Source organism: Bacillus sp. FSL L8-0199 (genome assembly GCF_038005705.1).
GTDB lineage: Bacteria > Bacillota > Bacilli > Bacillales > Bacillaceae_G > Bacillus_A > Bacillus_A cereus.
Genome location: NZ_JBBOTS010000001.1, coordinates 1,886,028 through 1,904,873 on the forward strand (window position 1 = coordinate 1,886,028; position 18,846 = coordinate 1,904,873).

Here is an 18,846-nt window from a genome sequence, read left to right on the forward strand (position 1 = left end):
AGAAATATAGGGGGAGAAAAAATGAAGTATACAAAATTGCAAAAGGCAGGATTAAATATTTCAAAGTTGGGTTTAGGTACAAATGCAGTAGGGGGACATAATTTATATGCTGATGTGAATGAAGAAGAAGGAAAGCGATTAGTAGAAGAAGCTATTCAGCAAGGGATTACATTTTTTGATACAGCAGATTCATATGGTTTCGGTAGATCAGAGGAATTAGTAGGAGAAGTATTAAAGGGAAAACGTCATGAGTTTATACTTGCTACAAAAGGTGGAATTCAACCGTTGTTAAATGGAGAAACTTATATTAACAATGAACCAAGTTATTTAAGGAATGCGGTGGAAAATAGCTTAAGAAGATTACAGACTGATTATATTGATTTATATTATTTACATTTTACAAATCCTGAAACAAGTTACATAGATTCAATCGGAGAGCTTACTCATTTAAAAGAAGAAGGGAAAATTCGTTCAATTGGAATATCGAACGTAAACATAGAACAATTAAAAGAGGCGAATCAACATGGTCATATAGATGTTGTACAATCTCCATACAATATGTTAGAACGTACAGCTGAGGAAGAACTGTTGCCGTATTGTATAGAAGCGGGTATTTCATTTATTCCATATGGGCCTCTTGCTTTTGGAATATTAGGCGGAAAATATACAGAAGATTTTAAATTAAATGAAGTCGATTGGCGTCAAAATGTAAATCTATTTGAAGAAAATACATATAAGAGTAATTTTAAGAAAGTGAATAAGTTAAAAGGGCTAGCTAAAGAAAATGATATTGAAGTGTCTCATTTAGCGTTAGCATGGTTATTAAATAAAGAAGGGATTGATACTGTTATACCTGGTGGAAAGCGGGCAGAGCAGGTAAGAGAAAGTGTGAAAGCGGTAGATGTTGCATTGAATGAAAGAGTCATGAAAGAAATCCAATCTATTTTAGAAGATTAGTTAAACAGAGGGAGAGTACCCTCTGTTTATATAAGGAGAAGGTCTAAATGAACAGAGTACTAGCTGTATTTTTTATGATAATGTTTATGATCGGTACAGATACTTTCTTAATTTCACCACTGTTGCCGACATTGCAACAGGTGTATCATGTTTCAACTGAGTTGTCAGGATGGATGGTGAGTTCGTATGCTTTAGGGTATGCTGGATTTGCGCTTGTGGCTGGTCCTATATCAGATGGATTAAACAGAAAAAAAGTAATGGTACTAGGTATGAGTTTTTTTGCAATAAGTACGTTTTTTTGTGGAATTGCACCGAGTTTTTTATGGATGCTAACATTTAGATTTTTAGCAGGTGTAAGTGCAGCTTTTGTATCTCCACAAGTGTGGGCATCTATTCCGCTCCTTATAGAGAAGAAGCAAATTGTGAAAGCAATTGGGGTTGCAACAGCAGGGGTATCAATCTCTCAAATTTTAGGGCTGCCACTGGGAGCTTATTTAGCAACGATACATTATACAATTCCATTCTATTTCATTGGTATATTATCAGCACTACTTGTCATTCTTATTTATGTTGTATTACCAGAAATACAGTCGGTTCATATAGGTGGAAATAAAAAAGCGATTTTACAGCGTTATAAACAATTACTTACAGATTCAAAGGTTTCACTTTCTTATTTTGCATACTTTGTTTTTCAAACCGGAAATTTTGCTGCATTTTCATTTTTTGGTGTATGGCTTTCCATTCAATTTGGCTTACAAGTTCATGAAGTAGGTACAGCTATGCTCGTATTAGGATTAGGAAATTTAATTGGTAATATTTTTGGTCCTAGAATCGTAAATAAAATTGGTTATAACCTTTCTTTCTATGGTGGAATTATATTTACAGCAGTGCTATATGTATTACTTCCTCATGTAAAGAACATTGTATTGGTGGAGTTATTGTTCTTTGCTTTATTTTTTGTGACAGGAATTTTGTTTGTATTAATGATGAGGCACTTACAAAACATGTCTAGTGTAGCAAGAGGAACAGGAGCCGCGCTTGCAAATGCTTCTATGTACATTGGTCAAATGATTGGTGCGGCAATAGCTGGAATGTTATTTGCAATATCTCACAATTTTATACTTATAGGTAGTTTTACTGCGTTACTATATATAGGAGCTTTATTTTTGTTTAGAAAAAGTGAAAAACTTACTGAAAATAGTGAAACAGGAATTGCATCATAAAGCTTGTATAAATATTTCGCAAATCAGAATTAATAAGAGTGTGAATACATGAATGTGCTTTTAATTAAAGTGGTTACTAAAAGTATAGAGATAGTAGAAGAAATGTATTGTAACAAAGTTATGAGGAATCAAAAAATAAAAATCCCTATAAAGATAGGGATTTATATATCGGCATATAGTTCCTTGGAAAAGGATATACTTAGTTTAGCATATCGGACTACTTATATTTGTGAAATAGATGTGAAAGTAATGTGAAAAATGCCGAAGGAAAAACTATTTAAATAGAGGGCAATTTAGATGGGGATATGGATTTTACATAAATATTGTGTTATATTTCTACTTATCTGTTAATAATTACATATTTTAATTTTATTGGGGATAAAAGGGAGAGGTTTAAATGCAATGGTATTTGAAAGCTCTAAAGAATTATGGGGATTTTAGTGGTAGAGCTACGCGAAAAGAGTACTGGATTTTTAGTTTATCCAATATCGTAATTTTTTGGCTACTGTTATTTTTATCATCATTTTCAGAGGTGTTAGTTGCTATTATTGCGTTGCTATTTATGTTAGTAATGATTATACCAAGTTTTTCGGTTGGTGCACGACGATTACATGATATTGGGAAAACGGGATGGTGGCAACTATTAAATTTTGTACCGTTTGGTAGCATTGTTTTACTTGTATTTTTTATCATTGAAAGTGAAGAAAATGACAATCAATACGGACCAAATCCGCATTCAGATTTAAAAGAAGCGATTTAATAAACTTATTTAGTTTGTAGCATTACTAGTTCAATTATTTTATCTATTATTAAAATGGTTTGCGTGGACTAATATTATTAGGTTGATCTTTAGGTCTAGATGACTTTTGAAACTGTAAAAATGGAAAGATAAAGGCAGAGAGAATATAGCATTGGAAAGAAAAAAATTCTAAATAAAAAGCACTGTTTTAGCTAATGTAGCTAAAACAGTGCTTTTCTCTTTGATTGAACAGTTGCAGCATTTTCATCATGTATACCTGCATCTTTTATAATTCGTTGTTTTGCTTTATTTAATAGATGGTTTACTGCTTCGCCAAAATAGTTAGCTTCGCTTTTTGTGCGGGCTTCTCGTAAACATTTATAGTTTTCTAGCAGTTCCTCTTTTTCGGAGTTTGTTAAGAAATCTTCTATTTTCTTTTTTGTCATACGAAACACCCTTTCTCCTGACAAACGACGCAATAGAAAATATTTATTTCTCATTATAACAATAATTTTAAAAGAAAGTATACACTAACGTCGCAATAATTTGTCAATTTCTTGAATCTTCTCATCAGCTTTCCCAATTTGCGTATTTTTAGCCTGTTCGCCACCAAGAGCTTGATGTAGTAAAAAAGTTTGACCGGAAATAGCAGTTACAATGGATACTTTTATAATTTCTTTTATTGCGGTGACATCGAATAAAACGAGCCCAAGAAGTGCGGCTAGGCTACCAGTAAAAATATCAGTTAAAAATCCAAAATGAAAAAATGTTTTCAAACGGCGTGGAAGCAATAACTTACCTTGGTTATTGATTAGATGGGAAACGAAGCCGGTAATGCCACCAACGAGAACAGCGGTTAGCCATTGATACATTTCCATCGAATCCACTCCTTTTAGTGAATAAGATTCGATTATTTTATATTGATTCCTTTTAATATTTCATATAAGCATATTGAGAAAGTTTGTTTGGGTATATTTTGTATTCAAATTAATTATAACAGAAAATTTAGATAGATTTCAGTCTATTATATGAATCATTTTTACAATAATATGAATGCAGAAAGGGGTGCGTGATATGAATATAGATTATCGAATAAGAAGTGTAGATGGTTATACAAAAAAATAGGGGAATTAGTAAGCCTGCTTGAGCATACGAGAGCTGTAACATTAGGCGAAGTAAAAATTTATCAGTTGAGCAATTAGATTTAATTATGCAAAGCAGCGGAAATTCAATTGGCGCCTTATTAAAGCATATAGCAGCTATTGAAAAAGTTCATCAGCTTATTTCATTTCAAGATCGTGACTTTACAAAAGAAGAATTAGAAATATGGGAAGATGCACTGTATTTAGGGGAAGCGGGTAGAGCAATCCGTGGTCATGAAATACAATATTATGTACAACTTCTACAAAGTGTTCGAGAAGAATCTCTGAAGTATTTAAGTGAACAAGGTGATGAGTGGCTCATGTCAGAAAGAAAGTGGCCTAACGGTGTAGCATATAACCAGCACTATCTATGGTTTCATGTGCTAGAAGATGAAATTAGTCATCGAGGACAAATTAGAATGCTCAAAAAAAGTTATTTGAAAATTACGTAAAATAATGTAGCTTTTTATAGGAGAATTCCATATAATGAGAATAATTAAAATAAGAACGGGGTGATGTATTATGGCGAAAATAACTTATATGAATAATCAACCAAATACAAAGGTGGATGGAAAGGGCGATATTATATAAGGTAATTCGCAATCCTTCCACTTAGTACAAACTAGGGAGGATATTTATTTGAATCAAAATATTTTAGAATCTTTCGGCTGGGATTCATTTTTTGAAGAACAAGTTACAGAGAAAAATTATGAAGTAGGTCGTATTTTACTTGAGCATAAGCATATATATCGCATTATTTGTAATGATGGTGAATATATGGCAGAACTGTCTGGGAAGTTTCGGCATGAAGCGGTTACGAAAGGCGATTATCCAGCAGTTGGTGATTGGGTGTATATAAAGAAATTAGAAGATGAAAAGAAAGCGATTATTCATCGTATTTTCCAGCGAAGAAGCTCTTTCTCAAGACAAGAGGCTGGAACAAGAACAGAAGAACAGATTATAGCAGCAAATGTAGATTATTTATTTTTAGTGAATGCACTTAATCATGATTTTAATGTTAGAAGGATGGAACGTTATTTATTATTAGCGTATGAAAGCGGCGCTATGCCAGTTATTGTTTTAACAAAGAGTAGTATATGTAATGATGTGGAAGAGAAAATTGTAGAAACGGAAGCTATAGCAATTGGTGTTCCTATTTTCGTTGTTGATAGTTTAGAGCATACAGGTATAGATTCGTTGAAACAATTCGTTTCTTCAGGGAAAACAATTGCTTTAGTTGGATCATCAGGGGTAGGAAAGTCAACTTTGTTAAATGCTTTAATAGGAATTGATGTAGCAAAAACGGGAGATATACGTGAAGAGGATAGTAGGGGGAGGCATACGACAACGCATCGAGAATTATTCCAATTGCCTAGTGGCGCTCTCGTTATTGATACGCCTGGCATGAGGGAATTGCAACTTTGGGAAGGCAGCGAAGCGATTCAAACAGCATTCTCTGATATTGAAGAACTTGCGACAACATGTCGTTTCCGTGATTGTAAGCATGAGAATGAACCAGGATGCGCGGTGTATAGTGCAATTGAAAACGGACTTATTACGATAGATCGTTTGAAAAGCTATAAAAAATTACAAAGAGAACTGGCGTATTTTATGAGGAAACAAGATGCCATCCTTGCCAGAGCAGAGCGTGATAAATGGAAGAAAATTTCTAAACAACATAAAAAAATGTAAAAACCAAAGGGGCCCCTTTGGTTTTTTCTATTTGTAAATTTTATAATAATATTATTCATATATATAGACAAAGGGAAATTAATTGTTTAAACTTTACAAAGTATTCACCATAATAGGTTATGAAAATAATAATTAAGGAATGGGAAATATTCATAATTAACTCAATTTAACTTTTAAATTTGAAAATTAGGAGGTTCATAATGGGTAAACTATTAAATTTGTTTCGTGATATGAAAGTAGCAAAAAAGCTATTAATTTCATTCTTTGTAATTTTAATTGCAGCCGTTTCTATAATCGGGGGCATGTCTTATCAAACTGCTAAAAAGAATTTTGAATCACAAATTACGAGTAGTGCTAACGATAATATAAAAATATTAGATAATTTAATCAATCAAATGATTGAAGCAAAATTTAACGATGTGAATAACTTTGCACGAGTAATTCAAGGGAATATGTATCAAGGGGATAATCAGGATGAGCTAAGAAAGACATTATCTCAGTATATCAATTTGAATATAGATGTTGAACAAGTGTATGTTGCCGGTAATGATAAGAAATTTGTACAGGAACCAAATATACAAATGGCAGCAGATTATGATCCAACAACACGACCTTGGTATAAAGATGCAGTGGCAAAACAAGGTGGTATTGTTGTTAGCGAGCCATATAAGGCAAAAGGAAATGGACATATTGTCGTAACGATTGCAAAACAAACAGAAGATAAAAATGGGGTTGTTGCGCTAGATTTAAGTTTAGACAATTTATTAAAAACAACAAAGTTAATCAATATTGGTAAAAAAGGATATGCCTTCATTTTAGATGGAAAGCAAAAAATCATTGCTCATCCACAAGAAAAATCAGGGGATAAAGCAGCTGATTCTTGGGCAAAGAAAATTTATGAAGATAATCATGGTGCTTTTACATATTCTTATGGTGGTAGTGAAAAGAATATGGTATTTGCTACAAACGTAAAAACAGGTTGGAAAATTGGTGGGACGATGTACGCAACTGAAGTAATTGAAGCTGCTCAACCTGTATTTTATAATATGTTAATTGTTATGCTTATTTCGTTAGTAGTAGGTGGAGTACTTATTTATTTTGTGACACTTTCAATTACGAAGCCTTTAAAGAGATTAGTTATCACTTCTAAAGAAATAAGTGAAGGGGATTTAACGCAAACAATTGAAATTCATTCTAATGATGAAATTGGTCAACTTGCGAAAGGTTTTAACGAGATGACAAATTCATTACGGACGTTAATTGGAAGGATTAACACTTCGGCAGGACATGTTGCAGCAGCATCAGAAGAACTAACTGCAAGTGTAAGACAAGCGAGTGAAGCAACTGAGCAAATTACAACAGCAATGGATGAAATATCAAGTGGGGCAACGACGCAAACAACAAGTGTAGAAAATGGTGCTATGTTACTGTTTGATGTAACGGAAGGAATTCAGCATGTAGCAAATAGTTCATCATCTATTAATATCGCTTCTGCTCATACTCGTGAAAAAGCAGAAGATGGTGGGAAACTAGTAGGAAGAACAGTAAACCAGATGCAGTCTATTGCAGAATCGGTTTCACAATCAGATGCTGTTATACAGTTATTAAATAATAAATCAAAACAAATTGGTGATATATTAGAAGTAATTCAAAACATTGCAGATCAAACAAATCTTCTAGCTTTAAATGCGGCAATTGAAGCTGCAAGAGCTGGTGAACATGGAAGAGGTTTTGCAATTGTTGCAGATGAAGTACGTAAATTGGCAGAGCAGTCTAGCATATCTTCCAGTGAAATTAGTAAATTAATAGGCGAAATACAAGACGATATGGGTAAGACAGTCAAATCAATGAATCATGTAAATGAAGAAGTTCAATCTGGACTTGTTATTGCAAATGAAACGAAGCAAAATTTTGCTGAAATTTTACAATCTACAAATGAAATAGCTAATCAAATTAAGACGATGGTTGAAACGGCTAATGGAATGTCAAAAGGGGCAAATGAAGTATCTATTTCAGTAGGACAAATTGCAATGACAGCACAAAATAATGCGACAAGCACACAAAATGTTGCGGCTTCAGCTGAAGAACAGCTAGCTTCGATGGAGGAAATTGGATCAGCGGCGGGTACGCTATCTCAAATGGCTGAAGAGTTGCAAGTATTAATTGAGAGATTTAAAGTTTAATAAAGAACAGACTACCCCTAGTAGCATTATGACACTAGAGGGTAGTCTGTTTTATTATGTAAAATCAAATGGAGATGTAAACTTCCTTTATGACGTTTAAAATGGTATTTTGTATAATATTTGTCGAAAAATAGAGGTATTTGTTAGCTTTGTGTATAATTATTAACCTATAGAATACAAATAAAAGGAGAGTATTATGGGAGTGTATTGGGGGACAAAAAGACATTCTTGGCTTAGTTACGTCTCATTTTGGCTAAGTATTTCATTTTTTATTGTTTTTCTAATTGAAGTGTTTATATTAAAAACACTTTCGAATAGCTCGGTGCAAATTGTTAAATATTTTTATTTTATACTTGTACCAGTAAATATTTTTCTTAGTTTAAAGTTACTATTTAAGAAAAATGAAAAGAAAGCGTTACCTATTTTTAGTTTCATTGTCTCATTATTATTTGCAATTTTAATAATCGTATTAGTTTTAGCAGCTATAGGGAAGTTCTTTTAAGGGGAGTGGTATAAGTCACTCTCCTTTTTTATTTGTGGTAGTCTTACTATATGTAAAAGTTGTGAATGCTGTGAGCTAATAAAAGCGGAGAGTAGACAATATTTGCATGGATTAAAGTCTGTCGTTATTTGAACTTATAAGAGTGTATGAAGCAAATGAATACGGTAAGAACGGTGATATATGGTACAATAGCTATGGATAGTGATAGAGATAAAGGGTATATAAAATACTCATCGTTTTTTAGTAAGAGAGGGGTTATCTTATGCTATACGAGGATTTGGAGACATTATTTCAAACAGCTCCGAAAGAAGATAGAGGCGGATGGAAATATATAATCCAAGAACAAAATGATACATTTAAAATTGGTGATGAAATACTGAAAAATCAAATGAGTGTCGAATTGTATTTTAATGAATACGATGAGGTGAAAATCACTTTATATAAAGATGGAATTCCCATTACGACTATGCAAAAAATTACGATTTCAAAAGTTGAATTAGACGAAGATGAAGAAGGTATTCAATTTGTTTTAGAACGCATGCCTAGTCGAATGATTCGGTTGCAGTTAAAGCCGTATTTAGCATTAGAAATGGGACTGTACTGGGAAGTATGTGATGATTGTGAATGAACATAAAAAAGCATCCAATAACATGGATGCTTTTTTATGTTTTTTGAAGTTGTTTAAACGCAATGATTGGAAGTATAACAATACTTACCCATCCGATGATAGGATATAGAATGTGAAGTAAGTCACTGTAACCGATGTAACTAAAGCAATAACTAATTAGTAAAATGAAGAAAATAATATTGTGATTCTTCCACCCAGTAATAGATTGCATCTGTTTTGTCATTCCGAACACATTACCAACTAAAGTTGTGAAAACTTCACCGAAAATAATGAGGACGAAGAAGAAGTGAAAAGTTGCATTAAATCTTCTTATGACTTCAGCCATTGGGATGTTATATTGATAAAATTGATCGACTGATAAGATTGCTAAATGGCTGCATAATAAAATTAAAGAAAGTCCAGCACCACCTAAAATCCCACCCCAAAAAATGGCTTTTCGATCCTTTACTTCACTGGCTAATGGGACGAGAACACTTTGGGCGAGAGAAAGGTTTAAGGCGACATATGTAATAGGGCTAGTAATCCATTTCATATTCCAGCTCTCTGCAGGAATAGTGTTATTAATAGGAGGTGTACCGTGAAAAAAGGTTGTAATAGCAAGTCCTATAATAAAAATCATCATAATAGGTACGACAAGTGTATTTACTTCAAAAACACCTTGTAACCCGCGGCTACTTATAATGAGACAAGCGATAACTGTAATGAGAATACCGAGTTGTCTTGGTAAGCGAAGTTGCTCTTCAAATACTGCACCAGCCCCTGATAACATAACGCTCGTTACGCCGAATAAAACGAGTAATAATAATGTGTTTACAACATTCCCAAATACATCCCCAAATAAATATTTGTTAAATTCTTGCGCTGAAAATGCCCCGATTTGTGATGAAAGTAACATCATCTTTGTGCCAAGCCAAATAAAAAAAAATCCACTTACACATATGCCAATTGTCCCGTATAATCCATTCACTGTGAAAAATTCAACAATTTCTCGTCCAGTAGCAAATCCAGCTCCAACGACAGTTCCGATATAAGTAGCAGCTACTTTCTTTGCTACTTGCCATTGTTGATTGTCCATGTTATCCCTCTTTCTACTATGATGAGCTTGATGTACTATTATGCATATGTATGAGCTTGGACAATTAGACGTATGAAGTGTTTGAAAAAATACATGAATTAAATGATATTAGGGAAGCATTAAAGGTGTTAAAACTTTGTTACATATAAGCCAATTGTTCGAAAGGAAAGGGAATGTATGGTAAAATGTAATTAAGTTATTAAAAGATAAACATTACAAAATGATAAGAGGAGTGATTGTATGAGTACGAAAACAAATGTTGTTGAAGTATTAAACAAGCAGGTAGCAAACTGGAATGTGTTATATGTTAAACTACATAATTATCACTGGTATGTGACAGGGCCACACTTCTTTACATTACATGAGAAATTTGAAGAGTTTTATAATGAGGCTGGAACGTATATTGATGAGTTAGCAGAACGTATTTTAGCTTTAGAAGGTAAACCATTAGCGACAATGAAAGAATATCTCGCAACATCTAGTGTCAGCGAAGGGACAAGCAAAGAATCTGCAGAAGAAATGGTGCAAACATTAGTGAATGATTATTCTGCACTTATTCGAGAATTAAAAGAAGGTATGGAAGTTGCGGGTGAAGCTGGCGATGAAACATCAGCTGACATGCTGTTAGCAATTCATACAACATTAGAACAGCATGTATGGATGCTAAGTGCATTCTTAAAATAACGATAAATATATAGAAACCCATTGAAAAATTATTTCAATGGGTTTTTTTATGATTTTTCAGTTTTCTTTTATGCTATAATATAGTAAAAAGGAGGCGATGCGATGTTTCGCTTTTTCAGAACTGGAAAAGAAGAGCGGGAAATTACGAAAGATGAATTAGAACAAGCGATGGCTCAGTTTTTAGAAACGAATGCTAATATCGTTTATACAGTATTAGTAAATGATGATTATACAGTAAATTATGATTTGTTAAAACCATATTTACCTGCATTTCCAACAAATGTTTTTCTCATAACGAAGGAAACGCTTGAGGTATTTGAACATACAGCAGAAAATTTAAACCTAGTGAAAGAAATTGATGTCGTACAAAAAGCAGTAGATCAATACGTAACAGAAAAAGAAATGTTCCCAATTGTTGAAGGTAGCGAAGATCGTCTCATATGTGGAATGAAATTAGGACCTTACTTAAATCGTAGCTTAAAAAGAGACTTATATATTTCAGAAAAACATTATTTAGTTTCAAGTAAACCAGATAGAAAAAAACAAAAGAGTGGGTAGACGTAATGAAAACAACAATACATATATTGTTGTCTTTTTTTGTTTGTTAAAATATTGATTTTTCAGTCTATTCTTATTTATACTAAATGTATTGGACAGGGAAGAGCAACTATTAAGCATCATTCTGAGAATAAGGTATTGTTAGCGTGGGTTATACAAAGTGGTATAAAGATTCGCAAAATAAATATTATAAAAAGTTGCGGGGGAATTGGTACATGAAAAATAGTATGACTTACATTCAATTATTAAATGAAACGTTACGTTGTTATGCAAATAAAGGAAGTTTTGAAGCGTACAATTATATAATGGAAAACGCTACAGGTGTAATAGGGAATGAGGCGCAAATATATAATTTTAAGTATGCACTCGCAAGTGCATCGGGACTTGAAAAAGAAGCATTACATTTAATGAGGGAGGCTATTATAGAAAGGGGATTCTGGTATGGAAATGAGTATTTAATTTCCGACGAAGATTTAAAATCACTACATAAATTTGAAGAATTTCATACAATGGTGCAGTTATGTAAAGAAAGAGAAGAATTAGCACATAAAACGGAAAGACCAGATGTGAAATATATATACACCAAGAAAGAAGGAAATCTACTACTTACATTGCACGGTGACCAAGAAAATATTCAAATAGTAGAGCCATATTGGAAATCAGTTTTGACACAAGATTACACGTTAGCTTTACCACAGTCTTCACAAATTCAGTTTTCAGATGGATTTGTTTGGGATGATATAGAGAGAGGGAACGAGGAATTAAAAGGGCATTACAATAAGTTTATAGAAAATCATACAGTAGAAAGTGTAATCATTGGTGGTTTTTCTGCAGGGGCGAGAGTAGCTTTATATACGATTTTACAACAAGATATAAATGTAGATGGTTTTGTTTTTATGGCACCATGGCTTCCGGAGATTGAAGAATGGGATGAGTTGCTAAGAGTGCTGAAGGATAAACATATAAAAGGATATATAGTATGCGGGGATCAAGATGAAGATTGTTTCGAATCCACGCAGCAATTTGTACAACTATTAAGAGAGAAAAATATAGAACATAAGTATAAAGTTGTGCCTGACTTAGATCATGATTATCCTATTAACTTTGAAGAGCTATTAAAAGAAGCTATTGAATATATAGGAAATGAAAACAATAAGTAGTAAGAAAAAGAGATGCATCACATGTGATGCATCTCTTTTTAGAATTATAAATTAAAAGCATTTGCTAGTAAGCGATAAGAATTTAATTTATGTTCAAATTGATGAGTAATCGTGACAATCATAAATTCGTCAGTATTGTATGCTTTGCTTAAGTTTATTATTTTTTCTTTTACAGAAGACGAATCACCAACAATCATACGTTGACGATTTTCTTTTATACGGAATAAATCATAAGCGCTGTATGAATAATTTTGAGCAGTTTCAATAGAAGGTGTACCAGTAGTTCGTTTTCCTTGCTCTAATAATAAGATTGATAAATCTAAACTAGAAGCAATTTTTTCCGCTTCTTCATTTGTTTCTCCGCATATAACAAAGATGGCAACGATTGAATTAGGCTTATCTCCTAAAAATGAAGGCTCATATTGTTCTTGGTAAGCCCTCATAACTTCAGGGCCTCCGAAGCCGTTAATAAATTGTGCAAATGCGAAAGAAGCTCCGTTGTTTGCAGCAATTTTAGCGCTCTCTCCGCTAGAACCGAGCATCCACATTTCAGGAGACGTTGGGATAACTGGAGTGGCTTTTAAGTTTGCATAGTGATGGTTTTCTGGTACTTGATCATGTAAGTACATTGCAACGTCTGCAATTTGTTCTGGGTATTGATCAAGTGAGACCATTTTCCCTTCTTGAAGTGCGCGAGTTGCTATTGGCATACCACCAGGCGCTCTACCAACACCGAGATCGATGCGGTTCGGATACAATGCTTCTAGAACACGGAAATTCTCAGCAACTTTATATGGGCTATAATGCGGTAACATAACACCACCTGAACCGACTCTAATACGGTCCGTTTTTGCGGCAATATGAGAAATAAGTATTTCTGGACTTGAACCAGCTAAGCTTACGGAATTATGATGTTCGGATACCCAAAAACGTGTGAATCCGAGTTTTTCAACTTCTTGTGCAAGCGTAACTGTATGTGAAAAAGCTTGGGCTGCTGTGCTACCATCTGAAATAGGTGATTGGTCTAATACACTTAACTTGATCATAGAATATACCTCTCAATCTTAATGTACATCCTATTATATATTTACTTATGAAAAATGCGTAGTGAAATGCTCAAAATGAAAAGCGGATAATCTTATTTCCGCTTTTAACGAGAAAATCCGCGTTCATAATGATTCATTTCGACTAGATTTAAAATATATTCATAGTTGTCAATTTCACGCTTTAGTTGTTCACGTTCTTTTTCAGATAGTGTCATATTGCTAAGTTTTTTACATAAGTTTTGTTTCTTTAATTCTAAATGTTTTTTTGTAGCATCGTAGTCATAAGTATGTTTCATTTTTAACCACTCCTTCTTTGTAGTTGCTATATTATACGAAGTATAAAGAAAAGTGAGATCTGTCTCTTATGTACTTTTAGTGAATATTCAAATTGCAATGGTGTTATGTTTATGGGGATTTATGAATAAAATGCACTAAACCACTAACGTCCATTTGATGAAGTAAGGGGTGGAATTGTGCAGAAAGATATAATGTATAACACTGAAATGGATGAAGCGTTAAAAGTTATAGATAAAGGATTGAAGAAGACGATAAGCCCAAAACAGATTATTGTAGTGGGAGCTGGTATGGCTGGGTTAGTTTCAGCATCTTTATTAAAGGCTGCAGGACATGATGTGAAAATTTTTGAAGCAAATAACCGGGTAGGTGGCCGTATAGAAACAGTGAGAATGGAAGATACCGGATTATATTTAGATGTTGGAGCAATGAGGATTCCGTATTCGCATACATTAACGATGGCATATATAAGAAAATTTGGGCTACAGGTGAGACCTTTTATTAATAGGAATGAGACGGATATTATATACGTAAATGGACGGAAAACGACGTTAAAACAATATGAAAAAGATCCAAGTATTCTAAGATATCCTGTGGAAATGAATGAAGTTGGAAAAACGTCAGAGGAATTATTAATGTTAGCGGTACAGCCCATTATAAATTTTATAAAAAAGAACCCAGAAAAAAATTGGGATATTGTTGTAAAGGATTTTGGAAGATACTCTACTGGACAATTTTTAAAGTATCATCCTTATCAGTATAATACTTACTTTTCGCCAGTAACAATTGAGATGATTGGTGTTCTATTAGATTTAGAAGGTTTTTTGGAACGATCGTTTGTAGAGACTTTACGCTTTCTATACATTATGCAAGAGGAGAGCGGATTTTGTGAAATTGTGGGCGGGAATGATAGATTGCCAAAGTCATTTTTACCGCAATTAGAAGAAAATATTATATATAATCAAAAATTAATGAAGTTACATCAACACGATAATGGTGTGACAGCTTTCTATCGGAACGAGGAAACTTTTGAATATAGTAGTATTACAGGAGATTTAGTTATTGTTACCATTCCGTTTTCGACAATGCGTTTTGTAGAAGTAGATCCGTTTGATTCTATATCTCATGAAAAATGGAAAGCAATTCGTGAATTACATTATATGCCTGCAACGAAAATAGGAATTCAATTTAAAAGCCGATTTTGGGAAGAACAAGGACAATTAGGTGGCAGAATTATAACAGATTTGCCAATTCGTTATGCCTATTATCCAAGTTATGGAATTGGGGAGAAAGGACCGGCTATGATGTTAGGTAGCTATACATGGTCTTATGACGCGTTGTTATGGGATGGTTTATCAAAAGGGGATCGTATTTATTACGCATTACACAACTTAGCAACAATATTAGGTGGTCAAGTGTATGATGAGTTCATATCTGGAATTTCAAAAAGCTGGACATTGGATCCGTATGCGCTTGGAGGATTTGCACTTTTTCAAGCAGGTCAAGAATCTGAGCTGCAACCAGCGATTGTCAAACCAGAGGGGAGAATATTCTTCGCTGGAGATCATACAACGCTATATCACGGATGGATTCAAGGTGCGATTGAATCTGGAATTCGTGTAGCGGTGGAAGTGAATGAGTAAAAGGTTTTTAATTCAGAAAATTCTTTACTATATAACTTGAGATGGATATTATTATATATAAAAGAAATATAGGGAGTGTTTACAGTGAATCCGTTATTATTCGATTTTCCTTCTGAATTTTATACTGACAGGCTTTTTATTCGAATGCCGAAACCAGGAGATGGTAAAGTTGTATATGATGCAATTCAGGCTTCAATACAAGAACTAAAACCTTGGATGATGTTTGCACAAAAAGAGCAAACAGAGCAAGAAGTAGAAGAAAGTATTAGAAAATCACATATTCAATTTTTGCAACGTGAGGATTTAAGATTACTAGTATTTTCGAAAGAAACAGGTGAATTTATTGCTTCAGCCGGATTACATCGTATTAATTGGGATATACCTCAATTTGAAATCGGATATTGGATTGATACAAGGTTTAGCGGAAAAGGCTATATGGTAGAGGCTGCGAAAGGTATAACGGATTACGCTTTTTCTGAATTAAAAGCAAACCGTGTAGAAATTCGTTGTGATTCTTTAAATAAGAAGAGTAGAGCGATACCTGAGAAATTAGGGTTTAAGTTAGAAGGTACGTTAGAAAGTGCGAGTGTTGCGGTAGATGGAAACGGATTAAGGGATATGTGTGTATTTGCCATGACTAGAAATACATATGAAAAAGAAGAGCTGTAAAAAAACAGCTCTTCTTTTTATGCATTATGGTACAGGATGTCCATTAGAGCTTTCGAAAATTGTAAACCATTGTTGACGGTCTAAGTTAACTTTTGTAGCAAGAGCGGCAGTTTTTACGCGATCTAATTTACCAGAGCCAACGATTGGCATCATATTAGCTGGATGAGCAAGTAACCAAGCATACATAACCGTATCGATACTAGAAACACCTAGCTCAGTAGCAACTTTTTGCACAGTTTCACGTACACGTACGGCGCGTTCTGATTGACCAGTAAAAATCTCCCCACCAGCAAGAGGTGACCAAATCATTGGATTGATTCGTTTTTCTTGGCATAAATCAATTGTCCCTTTTTCAAAATGCTCAAGCTGTAATGCAGAAACTTCAATCTGGTTCGTAATAAGTGGGAAATCTAAGTACGAACTTAACATATTAAATTGTGAAGGTAAGAAGTTAGATACACCGAAGTAACGAACTTTTCCTTCTTGTTTTAATTGTGAAAATGCTTTTGCCACTTCATTTGGATCCATAAAAGGATCGGGACGATGAATAAGTAATACGTCAATATAATCTGTATGTAAATTTTTAAGTGATGCTTCTACACTTTGCATAATATGCTCTGTACTAGTATTGTAGTGAGCAACATATCGCTCTGGAAATTTCGGTGATGGGGGAGCGATTCCACACTTTGTAATAATTTGCATGTTTTCTCGTAAGGAAGGCTTTAATTGTAAAGCTTCGCCAAATAACCCTTCACACGTATATGCGCCGTAAATATCAGCGTGATCAAAAGTAGTAATTCCCATATCCATACAATCTTCAATGAAAGAAAGTAATTCTTGTTTCGTCATATTCCATTCTGCTAAACGCCAAAATCCTTGAATAATACGAGAAAATTCTAGCGTCTCAGCCATTTGAACTCGCTCCATTATAAGTACCTCCTAGAAGAATAATAATGTTTTGAAAAGGCTTTCTTACTACATGTTATTATATAGTTAATTAGGTGTACAGACAATAAATATGTTTTGCTACAAAAACGATTTTCTCTATATGCTATAATATAGAAACATATAGCTATAAGGAGATGTACGAAATGATTCCAGTAACAATATTAACTGGTTTTCTTGGATCGGGGAAAACGACATTATTAAATCGTATTTTATCAGAAAATCACGGTAAGAAATTAGCGGTGATTGTAAATGAAATAGGGCAAATTGGCATTGATAATCAGTTGATTATGAATGTGGAAGAAGAAATTATGGAAATGACAAATGGCTGTTTATGCTGTACTGTACGTGAAGACTTACTTGTTGCTTTAAAACAGTTATTGGACGTAAAAGCAGAACGGAAAATGGATTTTGATGGTTTAGTAATTGAAACGACTGGCCTTGCAAATCCAGGGCCGATTATTCAAACATTCTTTTTAGATCCAGTCATCCAATCTGCTTACCAAATTAACGGTGTTGTAACGGTGGTAGATAGTTATCATATACATAAACATTTTGAAAAAGGATTAGAAGCAAAAGAGCAAATTGCGTTTGCTGATGTCGTTTTAGTAAATAAATTAGATTTAATTGAAGAGAATGAGAAAGAAAATCTCTTGCATGAAATTCAAGGGATTAACCCGACTGCAAAGTTAATTGAGGCGACTAACTGTGAGGTAGATATACCATCTTTATTACAAATCCAAACATTTAAAACGAAAGATACGTTGCAAATTTACCCTCATAAAGAACATAACCACTTAGAAGGTGTGAAATCATTTGTATTACGTGAAGAACGTCCGCTGGATTTACAAAAGCTTAATGAGTGGATGTCAGCTGTCGTTCAAGAGCTAGGGGAATATTTATATCGTTACAAAGGAATTTTATCGATAGATGGAGTAGATAAACGTATCGTTTTCCAAGGTGTACATACGTTATTTGCTGCTTCGTACGATAGAGAGTGGCAAGAGGGAGAAGAGCGAGTAAGTGAAGTAGTTTTTATCGGAAGAGATATTAATAAAGAGTGGTTCCAAGAACATTTCGAGGAGTGTGTGAAATAAGTCTGCGTAAATTGCAGGCTTATTTTTTATGAGCATTCTATTAGATTGTAAAACAGAATTAAATAAGGGAGAGAAACTAAAAATTGATAAATGTATAATAAAAAGCCTGTTTTCACAGGCTTGTATTTTCGTCTATTAGTAACTCCATTACAACACCTACAACTGGACCTTCATCATCAATATCCCCATTTAAGCGGAAACCAAATGATTCATACAGTCCCATTGCAAGTTTGTTGTCTGGATGTAAACTTAAGTAAATTATTTTGCATTCAAATTTTTCTTGTAAGAATTGAATGAGTAAGCGAAGGAAACGTTTTGCGTATCCTTTTCCTTGATATTGTTGGTCAATCATAAAGCGATCGAGCCATACACTTTTATGTTTTACTGAATACCATCCATACATTGCGTATCCTACAAGTGTTTCTCCATCATATAAACCTACTGACGTTCCGTTTCCTTCATATAATGATTCTGCTAAAGAAAACGCATTACTTTCAATAAATTGTTGCTGATCTTTTGCGACGTCTAAAGCAACTACTGAACGCCAATTTTTTGCTGTTACTTCACAAATGTGAAGATTCATAATTCCAACTCACCTTCTAAATTAAT

General features: G+C 33.7%; 21 protein-coding genes and 2 pseudogenes. 16 read left to right on the forward strand and 7 right to left on the reverse strand.

Going from position 1 to position 18,846, the window contains the following annotated elements; genetic code table 11:
- Window positions 1–21: 21 nt before the first annotated feature.
- The 4 genes from NST86_RS09805 (at window position 22) to NST86_RS09820 (ending at window position 2,940) form a co-directional block, all read left to right on the forward strand.
- Entirely contained in the window at window positions 22–957 is a 936-nt protein-coding gene (locus NST86_RS09805) for an aldo/keto reductase (protein ID WP_016117639.1), read from the forward strand.
- A 47-nt stretch (window positions 958–1,004) separates the two neighbouring features.
- Window positions 1,005–2,180 (forward strand): MFS transporter, encoded by a 1,176-nt coding sequence (locus tag NST86_RS09810; protein WP_016117640.1) that lies wholly within the window; start codon window positions 1,005–1,007, stop codon window positions 2,178–2,180.
- 48 nt (window positions 2,181–2,228) lie between these two features.
- Entirely contained in the window at window positions 2,229–2,435 is a 207-nt protein-coding gene (locus NST86_RS09815; protein ID WP_001101741.1) for a hypothetical protein, read from the forward strand.
- Between the two features lie 142 nt (window positions 2,436–2,577).
- On the forward strand, window positions 2,578–2,940 hold the full coding sequence (locus NST86_RS09820) for a DUF805 domain-containing protein (protein WP_087968004.1): 363 nt from the start codon (window positions 2,578–2,580) through the stop codon (window positions 2,938–2,940).
- A 200-nt stretch (window positions 2,941–3,140) separates the two neighbouring features.
- Here the strand turns inward: NST86_RS09820 and NST86_RS09825 are convergent, their stop codons facing one another.
- Together NST86_RS09825 and NST86_RS09830 are read right to left on the reverse strand one after the other, a co-directional pair.
- Entirely contained in the window at window positions 3,141–3,365 is a 225-nt protein-coding gene (locus tag NST86_RS09825) for a hypothetical protein (protein WP_000162602.1), read from the reverse strand.
- Window positions 3,366–3,449: 84 nt separating this feature from the next.
- Complete coding sequence (locus NST86_RS09830) at window positions 3,450–3,797, reverse strand: DUF4257 domain-containing protein (protein WP_000426317.1); 348 nt, start codon at window positions 3,795–3,797, stop codon at window positions 3,450–3,452.
- Between the two features lie 196 nt (window positions 3,798–3,993).
- Here NST86_RS09830 and NST86_RS09835 point away from each other — a divergent pair.
- From NST86_RS09835 to NST86_RS09855, 6 genes and pseudogenes are all read left to right on the forward strand, one after another.
- Window positions 3,994–4,518: pseudogene (locus tag NST86_RS09835) on the forward strand (DinB family protein).
- Between the two features lie 182 nt (window positions 4,519–4,700).
- A complete protein-coding gene (gene rsgA / locus NST86_RS09840) occupies window positions 4,701–5,753 on the forward strand; it encodes a ribosome small subunit-dependent GTPase A (protein ID WP_001073077.1) in 1,053 nt (350 codons plus the stop codon).
- Between the two features lie 302 nt (window positions 5,754–6,055).
- A pseudogene (locus tag NST86_RS34840) lies at window positions 6,056–6,994 on the forward strand (HAMP domain-containing protein); the annotation flags it as partial.
- Window positions 6,995–7,117: 123 nt separating this feature from the next.
- Window positions 7,118–7,936: a methyl-accepting chemotaxis protein gene (locus NST86_RS34845; protein ID WP_408732993.1), complete on the forward strand. Its 819-nt coding sequence runs from the start codon at window positions 7,118–7,120 to the stop codon at window positions 7,934–7,936.
- A gap of 196 nt (window positions 7,937–8,132) precedes the next feature.
- The gene (locus tag NST86_RS09850) at window positions 8,133–8,438 is read left to right on the forward strand and encodes a hypothetical protein (protein ID WP_000539571.1); all 306 of its coding nucleotides are present in this window, start codon (window positions 8,133–8,135) and stop codon (window positions 8,436–8,438) included.
- Window positions 8,439–8,700: 262 nt separating this feature from the next.
- The gene (locus NST86_RS09855; RefSeq protein WP_016117642.1) at window positions 8,701–9,066 is read left to right on the forward strand and encodes a DUF3979 family protein; all 366 of its coding nucleotides are present in this window, start codon (window positions 8,701–8,703) and stop codon (window positions 9,064–9,066) included.
- Between the two features lie 34 nt (window positions 9,067–9,100).
- Here the strand turns inward: NST86_RS09855 and NST86_RS09860 are convergent, their stop codons facing one another.
- Window positions 9,101–10,141 (reverse strand): YkvI family membrane protein, encoded by a 1,041-nt coding sequence (locus NST86_RS09860; protein ID WP_000370203.1) that lies wholly within the window; start codon window positions 10,139–10,141, stop codon window positions 9,101–9,103.
- 240 nt (window positions 10,142–10,381) lie between these two features.
- Between NST86_RS09860 and NST86_RS09865 the strand changes: the two genes are divergently transcribed.
- The 3 genes from NST86_RS09865 (at window position 10,382) to NST86_RS09875 (ending at window position 12,543) form a co-directional block, all read left to right on the forward strand.
- Window positions 10,382–10,825 (forward strand): Dps family protein, encoded by a 444-nt coding sequence (locus tag NST86_RS09865; RefSeq protein ID WP_086424333.1) that lies wholly within the window; start codon window positions 10,382–10,384, stop codon window positions 10,823–10,825.
- A 102-nt stretch (window positions 10,826–10,927) separates the two neighbouring features.
- The gene (locus NST86_RS09870; protein ID WP_000488206.1) at window positions 10,928–11,383 is read left to right on the forward strand and encodes a DUF3939 domain-containing protein; all 456 of its coding nucleotides are present in this window, start codon (window positions 10,928–10,930) and stop codon (window positions 11,381–11,383) included.
- A gap of 215 nt (window positions 11,384–11,598) precedes the next feature.
- The gene (locus tag NST86_RS09875; RefSeq protein WP_016117643.1) at window positions 11,599–12,543 is read left to right on the forward strand and encodes an alpha/beta hydrolase; all 945 of its coding nucleotides are present in this window, start codon (window positions 11,599–11,601) and stop codon (window positions 12,541–12,543) included.
- A 44-nt stretch (window positions 12,544–12,587) separates the two neighbouring features.
- On the opposite strand, the gene NST86_RS09880 is transcribed toward NST86_RS09875, so the two are convergent.
- Both NST86_RS09880 and NST86_RS09885 read right to left on the reverse strand, forming a co-directional pair.
- Window positions 12,588–13,589, reverse strand: a complete 1,002-nt coding sequence (locus NST86_RS09880; protein WP_016117644.1) for an LLM class flavin-dependent oxidoreductase — start codon at window positions 13,587–13,589, stop codon at window positions 12,588–12,590.
- Between the two features lie 104 nt (window positions 13,590–13,693).
- Window positions 13,694–13,885 (reverse strand): DUF3896 family protein, encoded by a 192-nt coding sequence (locus tag NST86_RS09885; protein ID WP_000683359.1) that lies wholly within the window; start codon window positions 13,883–13,885, stop codon window positions 13,694–13,696.
- 177 nt (window positions 13,886–14,062) lie between these two features.
- Between NST86_RS09885 and NST86_RS09890 the strand changes: the two genes are divergently transcribed.
- On the forward strand, window positions 14,063–15,526 hold the full coding sequence (locus NST86_RS09890; protein ID WP_001168113.1) for a flavin monoamine oxidase family protein: 1,464 nt from the start codon (window positions 14,063–14,065) through the stop codon (window positions 15,524–15,526).
- Window positions 15,527–15,610: 84 nt separating this feature from the next.
- Complete coding sequence (locus NST86_RS09895) at window positions 15,611–16,195, forward strand: GNAT family N-acetyltransferase (RefSeq protein WP_001068740.1); 585 nt, start codon at window positions 15,611–15,613, stop codon at window positions 16,193–16,195.
- 24 nt (window positions 16,196–16,219) lie between these two features.
- Here the strand turns inward: NST86_RS09895 and NST86_RS09900 are convergent, their stop codons facing one another.
- Window positions 16,220–17,122, reverse strand: coding sequence for an aldo/keto reductase (locus NST86_RS09900; protein ID WP_044795773.1), 903 nt, complete (start codon window positions 17,120–17,122; stop codon window positions 16,220–16,222).
- 164 nt (window positions 17,123–17,286) lie between these two features.
- Here NST86_RS09900 and NST86_RS09905 point away from each other — a divergent pair, with 164 nt between their 5' ends.
- Window positions 17,287–18,237, forward strand: a complete 951-nt coding sequence (locus NST86_RS09905; protein WP_227593125.1) for a CobW family GTP-binding protein — start codon at window positions 17,287–17,289, stop codon at window positions 18,235–18,237.
- A gap of 112 nt (window positions 18,238–18,349) precedes the next feature.
- On the opposite strand, the gene NST86_RS09910 is transcribed toward NST86_RS09905, so the two are convergent.
- The gene (locus NST86_RS09910; RefSeq protein WP_001048677.1) at window positions 18,350–18,820 is read right to left on the reverse strand and encodes a GNAT family N-acetyltransferase; all 471 of its coding nucleotides are present in this window, start codon (window positions 18,818–18,820) and stop codon (window positions 18,350–18,352) included.
- Window positions 18,821–18,846: the final 26 nt, after the last annotated feature.

What these genes read in the sequence shown, in the direction of transcription:
- NST86_RS09805 (WP_016117639.1), top strand. Translation starts at nt 22, where the DNA reads ATGAAGTATACAAAATTGCAAAAGGCAGGATTAAATATTTCAAAGTTG.
- NST86_RS09810 (WP_016117640.1), top strand. Translation starts at nt 1,005, where the DNA reads ATGAACAGAGTACTAGCTGTATTTTTTATGATAATGTTTATGATCGGT.
- NST86_RS09815 (WP_001101741.1), top strand. Translation starts at nt 2,229, where the DNA reads ATGAATGTGCTTTTAATTAAAGTGGTTACTAAAAGTATAGAGATAGTA.
- NST86_RS09820 (WP_087968004.1), top strand. Translation starts at nt 2,578, where the DNA reads ATGCAATGGTATTTGAAAGCTCTAAAGAATTATGGGGATTTTAGTGGT.
- NST86_RS09825 (WP_000162602.1), bottom strand. Translation starts at nt 3,365, where the DNA reads ATGACAAAAAAGAAAATAGAAGATTTCTTAACAAACTCCGAAAAAGAG.
- NST86_RS09830 (WP_000426317.1), bottom strand. Translation starts at nt 3,797, where the DNA reads ATGGAAATGTATCAATGGCTAACCGCTGTTCTCGTTGGTGGCATTACC.
- NST86_RS34845 (WP_408732993.1), top strand. Translation starts at nt 7,118, where the DNA reads ATGGATGAAATATCAAGTGGGGCAACGACGCAAACAACAAGTGTAGAA.
- NST86_RS09850 (WP_000539571.1), top strand. Translation starts at nt 8,133, where the DNA reads ATGGGAGTGTATTGGGGGACAAAAAGACATTCTTGGCTTAGTTACGTC.
- NST86_RS09855 (WP_016117642.1), top strand. Translation starts at nt 8,701, where the DNA reads ATGCTATACGAGGATTTGGAGACATTATTTCAAACAGCTCCGAAAGAA.
- NST86_RS09860 (WP_000370203.1), bottom strand. Translation starts at nt 10,141, where the DNA reads ATGGACAATCAACAATGGCAAGTAGCAAAGAAAGTAGCTGCTACTTAT.
- NST86_RS09865 (WP_086424333.1), top strand. Translation starts at nt 10,382, where the DNA reads ATGAGTACGAAAACAAATGTTGTTGAAGTATTAAACAAGCAGGTAGCA.
- NST86_RS09870 (WP_000488206.1), top strand. Translation starts at nt 10,928, where the DNA reads ATGTTTCGCTTTTTCAGAACTGGAAAAGAAGAGCGGGAAATTACGAAA.
- NST86_RS09875 (WP_016117643.1), top strand. Translation starts at nt 11,599, where the DNA reads ATGAAAAATAGTATGACTTACATTCAATTATTAAATGAAACGTTACGT.
- NST86_RS09880 (WP_016117644.1), bottom strand. Translation starts at nt 13,589, where the DNA reads ATGATCAAGTTAAGTGTATTAGACCAATCACCTATTTCAGATGGTAGC.
- NST86_RS09885 (WP_000683359.1), bottom strand. Translation starts at nt 13,885, where the DNA reads ATGAAACATACTTATGACTACGATGCTACAAAAAAACATTTAGAATTA.
- NST86_RS09900 (WP_044795773.1), bottom strand. Translation starts at nt 17,122, where the DNA reads ATGGAGCGAGTTCAAATGGCTGAGACGCTAGAATTTTCTCGTATTATT.
- NST86_RS09905 (WP_227593125.1), top strand. Translation starts at nt 17,287, where the DNA reads ATGATTCCAGTAACAATATTAACTGGTTTTCTTGGATCGGGGAAAACG.
- NST86_RS09910 (WP_001048677.1), bottom strand. Translation starts at nt 18,820, where the DNA reads ATGAATCTTCACATTTGTGAAGTAACAGCAAAAAATTGGCGTTCAGTA.